The organism is Phascolarctobacterium sp. Marseille-Q4147 (assembly GCF_017968825.1).
GTDB lineage: Bacteria > Bacillota > Negativicutes > Acidaminococcales > Acidaminococcaceae > Phascolarctobacterium_A.
This window is the reverse complement of sequence record NZ_CP072874.1, coordinates 170489-182970: the sequence shown is the minus strand read 5'-3', so window position 1 is coordinate 182970 and position 12482 is coordinate 170489. Positions and strand designations below refer to the sequence as shown.

11 protein-coding genes, 4 tRNA genes and 1 other annotated feature are annotated in these 12482 nt (G+C 47.9%); all 15 genes read left to right on the top strand.

From position 1 onward, the window contains the following. Positions 1–41 precede the first annotated feature (41 nt). Entirely contained in the window at positions 42–1892 is a 1851-nt protein-coding gene (gene dnaK, locus KAH19_RS00755) for a molecular chaperone DnaK (RefSeq protein ID WP_210684726.1), read from the top strand. Between the two features lie 173 nt (positions 1893–2065). Continuing rightward, positions 2066–3217: a molecular chaperone DnaJ gene (gene dnaJ, locus KAH19_RS00750; protein ID WP_210684725.1), complete on the top strand. Its 1152-nt coding sequence runs from the start codon at positions 2066–2068 to the stop codon at positions 3215–3217. 50 nt (positions 3218–3267) lie between these two features. Further along, positions 3268–3375: a sequence feature (ribosomal protein L20 leader region), on the top strand. An 83-nt stretch (positions 3376–3458) separates the two neighbouring features. Continuing rightward, positions 3459–3962, top strand: a complete 504-nt coding sequence (gene infC / locus KAH19_RS00745) for a translation initiation factor IF-3 (RefSeq protein ID WP_009145116.1) — start codon at positions 3459–3461, stop codon at positions 3960–3962. Between the two features lie 17 nt (positions 3963–3979). Further along, positions 3980–4177 (top strand): 50S ribosomal protein L35, encoded by a 198-nt coding sequence (rpmI, locus tag KAH19_RS00740; RefSeq protein ID WP_009145115.1) that lies wholly within the window; start codon positions 3980–3982, stop codon positions 4175–4177. A 28-nt stretch (positions 4178–4205) separates the two neighbouring features. Next, complete coding sequence (gene rplT / locus KAH19_RS00735) at positions 4206–4559, top strand: 50S ribosomal protein L20 (protein ID WP_210684724.1); 354 nt, start codon at positions 4206–4208, stop codon at positions 4557–4559. A gap of 101 nt (positions 4560–4660) precedes the next feature. Continuing rightward, the gene (locus KAH19_RS00730) at positions 4661–5587 is read left to right on the top strand and encodes an AEC family transporter (protein ID WP_210684723.1); all 927 of its coding nucleotides are present in this window, start codon (positions 4661–4663) and stop codon (positions 5585–5587) included. A gap of 71 nt (positions 5588–5658) precedes the next feature. After that, positions 5659–6444: an RNA methyltransferase gene (locus KAH19_RS00725; RefSeq protein ID WP_210684722.1), complete on the top strand. Its 786-nt coding sequence runs from the start codon at positions 5659–5661 to the stop codon at positions 6442–6444. A 60-nt stretch (positions 6445–6504) separates the two neighbouring features. Further along, positions 6505–6589 (top strand) — tRNA-Tyr (locus KAH19_RS00720). Between the two features lie 9 nt (positions 6590–6598). Beyond that, a tRNA-Met gene (locus tag KAH19_RS00715) sits at positions 6599–6674 on the top strand. A gap of 9 nt (positions 6675–6683) precedes the next feature. Continuing rightward, positions 6684–6759: transfer RNA gene (locus KAH19_RS00710), tRNA-Thr, on the top strand. A gap of 3 nt (positions 6760–6762) precedes the next feature. Then, positions 6763–6839: transfer RNA gene (locus KAH19_RS00705), tRNA-Met, on the top strand. Between the two features lie 343 nt (positions 6840–7182). Continuing rightward, entirely contained in the window at positions 7183–9294 is a 2112-nt protein-coding gene (locus KAH19_RS00700) for a TonB-dependent siderophore receptor (protein WP_210684721.1), read from the top strand. 73 nt (positions 9295–9367) lie between these two features. Next, the gene (locus KAH19_RS00695) at positions 9368–10330 is read left to right on the top strand and encodes an ABC transporter substrate-binding protein (protein ID WP_210684720.1); all 963 of its coding nucleotides are present in this window, start codon (positions 9368–9370) and stop codon (positions 10328–10330) included. Between the two features lie 4 nt (positions 10331–10334). Then, positions 10335–11747, top strand: a complete 1413-nt coding sequence (locus tag KAH19_RS00690; protein ID WP_210684719.1) for a radical SAM protein — start codon at positions 10335–10337, stop codon at positions 11745–11747. Between the two features lie 15 nt (positions 11748–11762). Continuing rightward, on the top strand, positions 11763–12293 hold the full coding sequence (locus tag KAH19_RS00685) for a flavodoxin family protein (RefSeq protein ID WP_210684718.1): 531 nt from the start codon (positions 11763–11765) through the stop codon (positions 12291–12293). Positions 12294–12482: the final 189 nt, after the last annotated feature.

Sequence of the window (12482 nt, the reverse complement as noted above, 5' to 3'; positions counted from 1 at the left end):
TGCCGCATCACCGAAGGATAGTAATCAGGAGGATAAAAATCATGGCTAAAGTAATTGGTATTGACTTAGGTACTACTAATAGTGTTGTTGCAGTTATGGAAGGCGGCGAACCTACCGTCATCACTAACCAGGAAGGCAGCCGCTTAACCCCGTCTGTTGTAGGCTTTGCTAAAAACGGCGAGCGTCTTGTTGGTCAGCTGGCAAAACGTCAGGCAGTTTCTAACCCTGACAGAACCATCAGCTCCATCAAACGTCACATGGGCGAAGGCTCTTACAGAGTAACTATCGACGACAAAAAATATTCCCCGGAAGAAATTTCCGCAATGATTCTGCAAAAACTGAAAGCTGATGCAGAAGCTTATCTGGGCGAAAAGGTATCCCAGGCAGTTATCACTGTTCCGGCATACTTCAATGACAGCCAACGTCAGGCTACTAAAGACGCTGGTAAGATTGCAGGCCTCGATGTTCTGCGTATCGTCAACGAACCTACCGCTGCTTCTCTGGCATACGGCATTGATAAAACCGACGACCATACCATCATGGTATATGACCTCGGCGGCGGCACCTTCGATGTATCCATTCTGGACGTTGGCGACGGCGTATTCGAAGTAAAAGCAACCAATGGTGATACTCATCTGGGCGGCGATGACTTCGATAAGAAAATCATGGACTGGATGGTTGAAGAATTCAAGAAAGCTGAAGGCATTGACCTTTCTACCGACCGTATGGCTATGCAGCGTCTGCGTGAAGCTGCTGAAAAAGCTAAAATCGAATTGTCCGGCGTTATGAGCACCAACATCAACCTGCCGTTCATCACTGCAGGTGCTGACGGCCCGAAACATCTGGATATGGACCTGACCCGTGCTAAATTCGAAGCAATGACTGCTGATCTGGTTGAACGCACCATGGGTCCTGTTCGTCAGGCTATGAGCGATGCAGGTCTTTCCGCAAGCGATATCAGCAAAGTAATCCTGGTCGGCGGTTCTTCCCGTATCCCGGCTGTACAGGCTGCTATCAAAGCATTCATGGGCAAAGAGCCTTATAAAGGAGTTAACCCGGATGAATGCGTTGCAGTAGGTGCTGCTATTCAGGCCGGCGTTCTCTCCGGTGAAGAAGGTACCGGCAACGTACTGCTGCTGGATGTAACTCCGTTGTCCCTGGGTATTGAAACCCTCGGCGGTGTATTCACCAAGATTATCGACCGTAACACCACCATCCCGACTTCTAAGAAACAGGTATTCTCTACCGCTGCAGATAACCAGCCTTCCGTTGATATCCATGTTCTGCAAGGTGAACGTGAAATGGCTGCAGATAACAAAACTCTGGGCCGCTTCGAGCTGTCCGGTATCCCGGCTGCACCGCGTGGAATTCCTAAAATCGAAGTTTCCTTCGACATCGATGCTAACGGTATCGTTAACGTAAGCGCTAAAGACCTTGGCACCGGCAAAGAACAAAAAATCACCATTACCTCCTCCGGCACCCTTGATAAGGACGAAGTAGACAGAATGGTTAAAGAAGCAGAAGCTAACGCTGAAGCTGATAAGAAACGTAAAGAAGGCGTAGAAGTTCGCAACCAGGCCGACAACATGTGCTATCAGGCTGAAAAGACCATGAAAGACATGGAAGGCAAAGGCAAAGACGAATTAATCGCTAAAGTTAAAGCCGCAGTTGACACCCTGAAAGAAACCATGAAGGGTGACGATCTCGACAAGATTAAAGCTGATACCGAAGCTCTGACCAAACCGCTGTACGAACTGAGCGCTGAGCTTTACAAAGAAACTCAGGCACAAGAGGGTGCTGCAGGCGCACAAGGCGCAGCAGGTGCTCAAGGTGCTAAAAAAGCCGATGATGACGTAGTAGATGCGGAAGTTGTTGACGACGATAAGAAATAAGGCTGTCGATAAAGCACCATCTGCGTCGGTGAATCGCTTAGACGTACTTGTTGATGCAGACGTAAAAAAGTAATATAATATTAGTGCCCAGCTGCTGTGGCAACCGCCATCATGCATCTGGGCATTATATGCTTAAATAATATTCGGTAGAAAAGTTTTAGGAGGCGCCTGTTTTGGCTAAGAGAGATTATTATGAGGTACTGGGAGTAAGCAAAACCGCTTCCCAGGACGAAATAAAAAAAGCATTCCGTAAACTGGCCCTGAAATATCATCCTGACCGCAATAAGGGCAACGAAGAAGCCATGAACAAATTCAAGGAAGCCAATGAGGCTTACAGCGTCCTTTCCGATGAGCAGAAGCGCCAGCAGTATGACCAGCTTGGCCCTGATGCCTTCGAACAGGCGCAGACAGCCGGCGGTGCCGGCGGTAATCCGTTCGGCGGCGGCTTCGGTGGCTTTGGCGGCGGAGGCATGGATGATATTTTCGACATGTTCTTCGGCGGCCAGGGACGCGGTCGCAGCGGCCGTGAAGCGGGCCCGCAGCGTGGTGCGGATTTGCGCTTTGATATGGAAATTACCTTTGAAGAAGCAGCTTTCGGCGTAGAGAAGGAAATCAACCTGTATCGCGACGAAACCTGCGACCATTGCCACGGTGATGGTGCAGAGCCCGGCTCCAAGGTTGAAACCTGTCCTGAATGTCACGGCTCCGGCTATGTACGCTTCACTCAGAACACCATGTTTGGTCAGATGGTAAATGAGCGTCCGTGCTCCAAGTGCCACGGCGAGGGCAAGATTATTTCCAACCCCTGCAAGGAATGCCGCGGCAAGGGTACTGTGAAGAAGAATAAACGCCTGAAGGTAAAAATCCCTGCAGGTGTAGATAACGGCTCCCGTCTGCGCGTAAGCGGCGAGGGCGAGGCCGGTGCTAAGGGCGGTCAGAGCGGTGATCTTTACGTATATCTGTATGTGAAGCCACACAAGTTCTTTGAACGTGATGGCACTACTGTTCTGTGCGAGGTACCTGTCAACATCGTACAGGCAACCTTGGGCGCTGAAATCAAGGTTCCTACGCTGGATGGTCAGGTAACCGTGAAGGTTCCCGAAGGCACTCAGCCCGGTAAGGTGCTGCGCCTGAAGGAGAAGGGTATTCCCAGCCTGCGCGGCGGTCAGCGCGGCGATCAGCTGGTTCGCATCAAGGTAGTTGTGCCGACTAAGCTGAACGAAAAGCAGAAGGAAGCACTGCGCAGCTTCGGCGAAATCAGCAAGGACAATATCAGCCCTGAGGAAAAGAGCTTCTTCAATAAAATCAAAAATCTTTTTAAATAAAAAACTGTAAAAAGCTTGACACTTATCAGGCTATGTGTTATCATATTCTAGTAACAAAGCAGAAGCCACTCGCTTCTCACCTTGCGGCAAACGCTCGACAGGGTTGGATATGATATTCATGCGGGTGGAATTTGTTCTGCCCGCTTTTTTGTTTTGCTTATATCTGATATGTTACAGATTTTATAAGCAGTAATTGCTTATCTGATGTTCATGGAGGTGAATTGTTATAAGTAAGGAAAGCTTGCGTATTAACGAAGAAATTCGTGCGCGTGAAGTGCGTGTTATTGCCAATGGGGGCGAACAGCTCGGCATTATGTCCAGCCGTGACGCTCTGAAGCTTGCATTAGAAAATCATCTGGACTTAGTCGAAATTGCTCCGACAGCAAAACCGCCTGTGTGCCGGATTATGGATTATGGCAAGTATCGTTACGAGCAGCAAAAACGCGAAAAAGAAGCTCGTAAGAAACAAAAGACCTTCGACATTAAAGAAGTTAAGCTGCGTCCCGGTATCGAGGACCACGACTTCAATGTTAAGTATAAGAATGCAGTACGTTTCCTGGAAGATGGCGATAAGGTAAAAGTTACCATCATGTTCCGTGGCCGCGAACTGTCTCATCCTGAGCTTGGCGAGGTGCTGCTGAATCGTATGGCACAGCAGTTGAAAGAAATTGCCGTCGTAGAAAGAGTTCCAAAATTAGAAGGCAAAAACATGATTATGATTGTTGCGCCAAAACCTGCTAAATAATAGAGGAGGAAATCACAATGCCGAAAATGAAAACCCGTAGAGCTGCTGCAAAGCGCTTCAAAAAAACCGCTTCTGGTGAATTCAAACATTTTAAAAACTTCAAGAGCCACATTCTCGAACATAAATCTCCTGCACGTAAGAGAAACCTGCGTAAAGCAGCTCTGGTGCACAAGACTGACAAAGAGCATGTAGCAAAAATGCTCCCGTACGCATAATTAAGAGATTTAAAGGAGGATACTAACAATGGCAAGAGTTAAAGTGGGCGTAACCGCTCATCGTCGTCATAAACACATTCTGAAACTGGCTAAAGGTTACTATGGTTCCCGCAGCAAACAATTCAAAAAAGCTAACGAGCTGGTAATGAAAGCTCTGTCCTATGCTCGTCGTGACCGTCGCGCTAAAAAACGCGAGTTCCGTCGTCTGTGGATCGCTCGTATCAACGCTGCTACCCGTGCTAACGGCCTGAGCTACAGCCGTTTCATCTGCGGCCTGACCAAAGCTGGCATCGAAATGAACCGCAAAGTTATGGCTGACATGGCTATCTATGACTCTGCTGCTTTCGCTAAGCTGGTAGAAGCTGCTAAAGCTGCTCTGTAAGAGAAAAGTAAATACTGACTGGTGCGTAGGCGCTGGTCTGAGCCTGCTCCTGTGTGCGCACGGGAGCAGGTTTTTTTATAATTTGTGAGGGGTTTAGTTTTATGCTAGTAGTTTTAAGTAAAGCCCTGGCCTTTGTGCTCATCATACTTATAGGCTATATCTGCAAACGCCGTGGCTTTTTTTCACCGACCGACTATCAGGTCGTGAGCAAAATTGTTTTGAATATTACGCTGCCCTGTGCCGTAATCAACAGCTTTGCACATTTTGAGATGGATTATTCGCTAATAGCCGCCGTCTTTTTAGGCTTATGCGGCAACCTGCTGATGCTGTTTGTATCCTTGATGCTGACGCGCGGAGATACGCCGGCTACCAAGATTTTCTATATCTTCAGCCTTGCCGGTTATAACGTAGGCTGCTTTACGCTGCCGTTTGCGCAGGCCTTTTTAACGCCGTTTGCCGTAGTCGGCCTTTGTATGTTTGACGTGGGCAATTCGATTATGTGCACCGGTATGACCTACGCGCTGACGGCTTCCTGCATCGGTTATGCGGATGGACGCAAGGACAAATTCAGCATGAAGAATATTACGGACAAGCTGCTGCATTCGGTGCCGTTTGTTGTTTATATCAGCATGCTGCTGCTGTCGCTGGCAGGCTTCCACTTTCCTAAGAGCGTGTACACTTTTACGGAGATTGTGGGCATAGGCAACCCGTTTTTGAGTATGCTGATGATTGGCATGATGTTTGAAATCAAGCTGGATAAGAAGGCTATTGGCTACGTCAAGGAGCTGTTCAGCGTGCGTTATGCAATATCGCTCTTGTGTGCTGCAGCCTTTATTTATCTGGCGCCTTTCAAGCAGGAGATTAATTATGTGATTGCGCTGGCGTTTATGGCACCCTGCACGATTATCGGTCCGATTTTTGTAGAGAAGTTGGGAGCAAATGTACAGCTGGCCAGTCTGTTCAATTCATTGACGATTATTACCAGCGTCGTTCTTTTTACAGCCTTTTTCATTATCATTAACGGCTGATTGACGTTGGCTTAAATATATTAGTATAATAGTAGCAAAAGTAATGTGACTATGTATAGAGGAGAAACGTGATGGAACTTACCGGATTGCAAAACCCAATGGTGAAGGCTGCAGCGGAGCTGAAGCAGAAAAAATATCGTCAGCAGCAGGGCCTGTTTTTGGCGGAAGGCCTGCGTACTGTGGAAGAGGCAGTGCGTTACGGCGCCGTGCAGAGCATTTTTTATACTGCGATTGAGGATGACCGCACCCGCGCCGTGCTGGAGGAGGCTGCTGCCAAGCAGATTAAGCTCGTCTGCGTGAGCGACAAGGTGCTGAAGAAAATTGCCGATACCGAAACGCCGCAGGGAATTATTGCTGTGTGCGAAATGCGCAGCAAGCGTCTGGATGATTTTCTGGCATCTGGCAAGATGCTGTTGGTTTTGGATCGTGTAACCGATCCGGGAAATATCGGTACCATGCTGCGTACTGCGGATGCTGCCGGTGTAGGCGGCCTGCTGCTGCTGCAGGGCTGCGCTGATATTTATGCACCGAAAACCGTGCGTGCTTCCATGGGCTCGCTGTTCCACCTGCCGGTGCTGAGCGGTTTGAGCGAGGAGCTGTTGGTGCAGGCAGCACGTAAGGCCGGCTATGAGCTGCTGGTTACCTGTCTGGATGGTGCGGATAATTTGTACAAGGCTGACTTGCAGGGACGCATTGCTTTTGTTATGGGTAACGAGGCCAACGGTGTGAGTCCTGCTTTGCTGGCGGCAGCAGACAAGCGCGTCTTTATTCCGATGCAGGGACGTGCGGAATCGCTGAACGTGGCCATGGCAGCCGGTATAGTGATGTTTGAGGCGCTGCGTCAGAAGCTCAAATAATTTTTATAGTTTTTGCTTGACAAAAGTATCTCACTATAATATAATATCTATGTTGCCTATGGATGGGTTCCCGAGTGGTTAAAGGGAGCAGACTGTAAATCTGCCGCGTTTCGCTTCGTTGGTTCGAATCCAACCCCATCCACCAACTTAACATCGCGGGGTGGAGCAGTTGGTAGCTCGTCGGGCTCATAACCCGAAGGTCGGTGGTTCAAGTCCGCCCCCCGCAACCAACTTTATATGCTGATGTAGCTCAGTCGGCAGAGCGTATCCTTGGTAAGGATAAGGTCACCAGTTCAATCCTGGTCATCAGCTCCAAATGGCGGCGTAGCTCAGTTGGCTAGAGCATGCGGTTCATACCCGCAGTGTCCGCGGTTCGAATCCGTGCGCCGCCACCAACTGCAATTCAAGACTTCCAAGAAATTGGGAGTCTTTTTTGTTGTCTGTAACAGGGAAAGGGAATATAAAATATTCTATCTCATGGTATTTAGAATCGCTTATTAGCTTTAAAAATTTTCACGTAAAAATAAATTGCAACAGTTTTCATACTTTTCTTGACTCATCAGTCTTTAAATGATATACTTGTAAACAGTATTGGTTCTGAAAACATATAAAGGCACAAGAAATATATATGTCTGAATAAACATATGTAAAAATGACTGGTTTTGGCTATGGCAGACTTTGCCGAATTTTAATTTGTCATAGCTGTGATTGGTATATATTTTAAGGAGTGGTATGAGTATGCAGAAAAAAGAACTATCCAAGTTAGTCCTGACAACCCTGTTGACCAGTAGTGTACTGTGGGGGGGGACGGCACTCGCTGCTGAAGAGAATTTACAAGAATTTTCTTTGGACACCATGGTTGTTACCGCAACCAGAACGGCAATGACCGTTAAGGAAACCCCTGCTACCGTAGAGATTGTTGACAGCAAAAAGCTGGAGCAGACACAGGCTAAAACCTTGCATGATGCTTTAAAGGGCGCTTTAGGCGTTAATGTATTCAACGATTTCCAGGGACGCAGTAATGTCAGCATCCGCGGCAGTGAATCCCGTCACGTATTGATTATGGTTGACGGCAAGCGTTTGGGCGGCGAGGCTGCTTACAACTCTGCCAATGCCTGGGATGTAGACCGTATCCGCATGGAAGACGTTGAAAGAGTAGAAATTATTCGCGGACCTGCAGGCGCACTGTATGGCAGTGATGCAATGGGCGGTGTAATTAACGTTATTACCAAAACTCCGGACAAAACAACTGCTGATGTAAATTATGAATACGGCTGGTATGAGGACGGCAAGGGCGCAGGCTACAAAGGCAACCTGTATCTGCAAGGCGCTGAAGGCAACTATTCCTATAAAATCAACGCCGGCCTGAATAAAAACAGACCGTATTTGGATCCCAAAGGCAGCGGAGATTCCATGAACTTTTATGGCAAGCAGCAGCCGCTTTCTTTGAATGTAGGCTATAAGTTCGATAATGGCAATGAATTAAGTGTAGATTTCAGCAAAATTAAAGAAGATAATCAAAAATCTTCTACCAGCAGAACTGTTATGATGCCCGGTAAGGTATGGCAGGACAAAGTACAGACAATTTATAACGATAATAAGCGTACTGACTATGCTATTACTTATAAGGGCTCCGATGATAAGCAGGACTGGATGTTCAGAGCTTATAAATCAGTATTCGATAAGAACTATAAGAACCAGAATAATACCCGCATGACTATGATGGGCAAGCCCGGCAAGTGGACTCTGCAGGCTCCGAAGATTGATACTGTTAAACGTACTCTGAGTGTTATTGAAGGTAAGGACACCTTCAACCTGGGCGACAAGAATAAGCTGACTGCAGGTTTTGAGTATCGTAAGGATCAGAGTGAAGGCACCCGCTTAAAGAAACCGAGTACCTCTTTGAACGGTGCTGATGCTCATGCAGCTTTTGACAAGGCAGATATTAACTATCTGGCAGCATATGTGCAGGATGAATTCAGACCTGATGATAAATGGCTGATTATTCCTTCCGTACGTTTCGACCACAGTGATCAGTTCAGCAACAAGCTGACCAGCAACCTGGCTGCAACCTACAATGCTGCCGATGACGTTCGTATTAAGGCTGTAGTAGGTCAGGGCTATAAAACTCCGACTGTAAACGATTTGTACATTTTCTGGGAAATGTATGCCGCAAATCCGGGTGGCAAAGGCCAATTCTATGTTGGTAACCCTGATTTGAAACCGGAAAAATCCTTAAGCTATGAATTATCCGTTGAAAAGGACTGGGGCGACAGATCTACTGTTCATCTGGGGGTATTCAGAAGTGAAGTTAAGGATTTGATTAGCACCTATTGGACCGGTAAGCTGACCGATGATGAACCTGATCTGTATCCCGGCGTTAAAGGCGATATGATTATGGCGTATAAGAATATTCCTGAAGCAACTCTGCAGGGCGTAGAGCTGTACGGTTCTCACAGACTGGGCAAGAATATTTATCTGAATGCCGGTTACACCTTCCTGGATGCCAAAGACAAAACTGCGGGAACTCGTCTGAAAGACAGAGCTAAGCATCAGGTAACCTTCGGTGTTTCCTACCAGCCGGAAAATATTTATGCTTGGGACCTGAGCTTTGACCTTGTATCTAACATCGGCTACTACTTCAATAATGGCGATAAGAGCACCATGGGCAACTTCGTTTACGAAACCAAGGACTTCACCATTGCCAATATCATGGCTTCCAGACATCTCAACAAGGATACCAAGATTTATCTGGGCATTGACAACATCAGCAATCACCAGAACTTTGGTCCGTATTCTGACGGCAATCTCGGTCGCTTGTACAGAGTTGGTATGGAATATAAATTCTAAACATAGCGGTAAAGTAAAAGAACAAATGAAGCAGGCCCGATGGCCTGCTTTGTTTGCCTAATGAGGAAGTATTATGAGAAAATTTTTCAGTTTCATTTTAGCCGTTCTTATGGTATGCTTATGTATAAGCGGTTGCTCACCGCTAACCAACAGCTCCGGTTCGGGCAGCGCAGTAAAAATTACCGATGATAACCAGCGCATTGTTACCCTGAAAAAGGTTCCCGAAAGAATCGTTGTCCTCTCGCCGTCCTTTCTAGAGCTGGTGCAGGCTGTTGACGGCAAGGTTGTCGGCCGTGCCAAAACACAGGTAGGCAAGGTGCCTGCTTTTGCCAAGGATGCTGCCGAGGTAGGCTTTATCTTTAATATCAATGTAGAAAAAATCGTGGAGCTGAAGCCTGATCTGGTAATTGCTTACAAGGGCATGCACGAGCGATATCTGCATACCTTGGAATCCAACAATATTCCCGTTGTTGTGTTGAATCTGAAATCCTATGAGGATGTTAAGCACAGCATGCTTACCATTGGCAAAATATTGCGTAAGGATGATAAGGCGCAGAAGGTTGTGGCAAGCCTTGATAAGGATATTGATGCTACCGTCAGCAAGCTGCCTAAAAGCGAGCGTAGCGTAGCGATTCTGCACACCACCAGCATGGGCATTACTATGGAAAAGGAAACCAGTATTGCCGGCTGCTGTGCTAAAATGCTCAAACTGCGCAACGTAGTGCAGGGCGAAACCAAGCCTGTCAGCGGACCGATGGGAACTCAGCCTGATAAGGCTCCCTACAGCCTGGAGGACTTGCTGGAGAAAAATCCGCAGGTCATCTTTATCACCTCTATGGGTGCGCCCAGAGATAGCGATGGTAATCCTAAGCTGGAGATTATGAGCAATCCGGCGTGGAATTCCATTGATGCGGTTAAAAATAAGCAGGTGTTTTTCCTGCCGGATGATTTGTTTTTACTCAATCCGGGTTTGGAATATCCTAAGGCAGTACGCTACATGGCAGCAAAAATGTATCCTGAGGCAGTAAAGGAGTAGGCTGATGACTGATTATGCAAAAAATATTCAGGCGTTTTATGAGCGCGATGATTATAAGGCTCTTGCCGGCCAACCGGGTGCAACTGCTGTAGAAGCAAGCTTCAAGGATCTGACCTATGTTCCGCGCAAGACCAAACCGTTGCCGGGGATGATGGCAGGGACGATACTGCAGGAGTTTGCTTTGCAGCCTGCACAGCCGACGGCGCTGTATCTGCATATTCCGTTCTGCAACTTGCGCTGCTCCTATTGCAGCTTTTACCGCAATCCCTTTGACGCGGAGCAGGTGGAAGAATATGTGCAGGCGCTTTTGGCGGAGCTGGATTTCCTGCAGCAGCAGGGTGTTTTTGCCAAGCAAAGACCGGAAGCAGTTTTCTTTGGCGGCGGCACGCCTTCGGTGCTCAATCCGGCGCAGATAAGCGCGCTGCTGAACAAAATTCATAGTGTAGCAAAGCTGGCGGACGATTGCGAGATAACCTTTGAAAGCAGTATTTATGATTTGTCTGCTGATAAGCTGGATGCCTGCATTGCCGGCGGCATTAACCGTTTCAGCTTCGGCGTACAGGCCTTTGATACGCATTTGCGCCGCTCCTTAGGCAGGCTTAATACGAAGGAAGAGGTAACGGCCAAGCTCGAAGAGGTGGCAGCTAAAGGCGTCAAGGTTATCATCGACCTGATTTACGGCCTCAACGGCCAGACGCAGGCCATGCTGCTGGACGATATCAGAACGGCGCTGGCCTGCGGCGTGAGCGGCATGGATTTATACAAGCTGCAGATTATGCCTAAATCTCCCTTAGGTCAGGCGATTGCCAAGGGAAATATCAAATATGAATATAATGATAGAATGTTGGCGGAAATGTTCGTTGCGGCTGATGCGCTGCTCGCAGAGCAGGGGGCCAGGGCGCTGAGCTGCTGCCATTGGGCAATGCGCGAGGATGAACGCAGCGGTTACAATACGTTAGTTAAGAGCGGTGCGAATATCATTACCTGCGGTGCGGCCTGCGGCGGTCACATGGGAATGTACAATTATATGAAGACTATGGACCGAAGTGATTATGTCAAAAAGGCTATGTCCGGACAGTACGCTGTCATGGGCATGGGCAAGCATAACGAAAACTATCTGCTGCTGGAAAAGCTTTCCGGACAGTGTGATTCCGGCAGGTTTGATTTTGCTTTGCTGAAGCAGTATAGCGATGCCGATTGGGAAAAACTGTTTGCGCCGCTGTTGGAGCAGTGGGAGCTTTTGGACCTGCTTTACGCTGTGGATGGCAAGTATTACTTTACGGCGAAGGGCAAATATTACTATCGTCAGATGGACAGAGTGCTGCTGACAGCTGCGGAGTATGCGCTTTACGGCAAACCGGGACTGATGGAGCAGGCAGGCCAGAAGATGATGGGTATTATGAAGAATATGAAATAAAAGGAGTGTACTACTATGCAGGACATTTTAATCGTTTATGACAGCAAAACCGGTAATACGGAAAAGGTTGCCAAGGCTTTGGCTGAGGCTGCAGGCGAACGTTGCGTGCTGGCGCAGGTTGACGCTGCTCCGGCTGCGGATGACTTCTCTGTTGTGGTAGCAGGCTACTGGGTTGACAAGGGCGCACCGAATGCGAAGATGAAAAAATATCTGGAGAATTTGCACGGCAAAAAGGTAGTGCTGTTCCAGACTTTGGGCGCAGACCCGGCGAGCGACCACGCTGTAAGCTCCCTGGTAAATGCAGGCGTATTAATGAACAAGGACTGCAAGGTACTGGGTACTTTATCTATCCGCGGCGCGATTGACCCGGCGTTGATTGCCATGATGCGCAAGATGCCGGCAGGCAGCCCGCACAGCCCCAGCCCTGAGAGCGAAGCCCGTTGGGCAGCGGCTGCAAGCCATCCGGATGCAGAGGATCTGGCAAAGGCCAAGAGCTTTATGCAGGGATTTTTGGCTATGTATGACAAGTTTTTGAAGATGATGTAAGAGCAGTCCTTCATACAAGAACAGTGTTTGATAATGCGCAGTCGCAGTTTGGCTGCGCATTTATTATTGTAAAAGCATTTTAGGGCAGAGAAATTTAAACGATGAACTAAAAGTGTAGAAGTATTGACAAATTTGTGTCTTGCGTAAAGTTCTTTCATAGTGTACAATGGAAGTAGTCATAAAATGCAA

Coding starts and splice junctions, on each gene's coding strand:
- dnaK (WP_210684726.1), top strand. CDS start 42: ATGGCTAAAGTAATTGGTATTGACTTAGGTACTACTAATAGTGTTGTT.
- rpmI (WP_009145115.1), top strand. CDS start 3,980: ATGCCGAAAATGAAAACCCGTAGAGCTGCTGCAAAGCGCTTCAAAAAA.
- rplT (WP_210684724.1), top strand. CDS start 4,206: ATGGCAAGAGTTAAAGTGGGCGTAACCGCTCATCGTCGTCATAAACAC.
- KAH19_RS00730 (WP_210684723.1), top strand. CDS start 4,661: ATGCTAGTAGTTTTAAGTAAAGCCCTGGCCTTTGTGCTCATCATACTT.
- KAH19_RS00725 (WP_210684722.1), top strand. CDS start 5,659: ATGGAACTTACCGGATTGCAAAACCCAATGGTGAAGGCTGCAGCGGAG.
- KAH19_RS00700 (WP_210684721.1), top strand. CDS start 7,183: ATGCAGAAAAAAGAACTATCCAAGTTAGTCCTGACAACCCTGTTGACC.
- KAH19_RS00695 (WP_210684720.1), top strand. CDS start 9,368: ATGAGAAAATTTTTCAGTTTCATTTTAGCCGTTCTTATGGTATGCTTA.
- KAH19_RS00690 (WP_210684719.1), top strand. CDS start 10,335: ATGACTGATTATGCAAAAAATATTCAGGCGTTTTATGAGCGCGATGAT.
- KAH19_RS00685 (WP_210684718.1), top strand. CDS start 11,763: ATGCAGGACATTTTAATCGTTTATGACAGCAAAACCGGTAATACGGAA.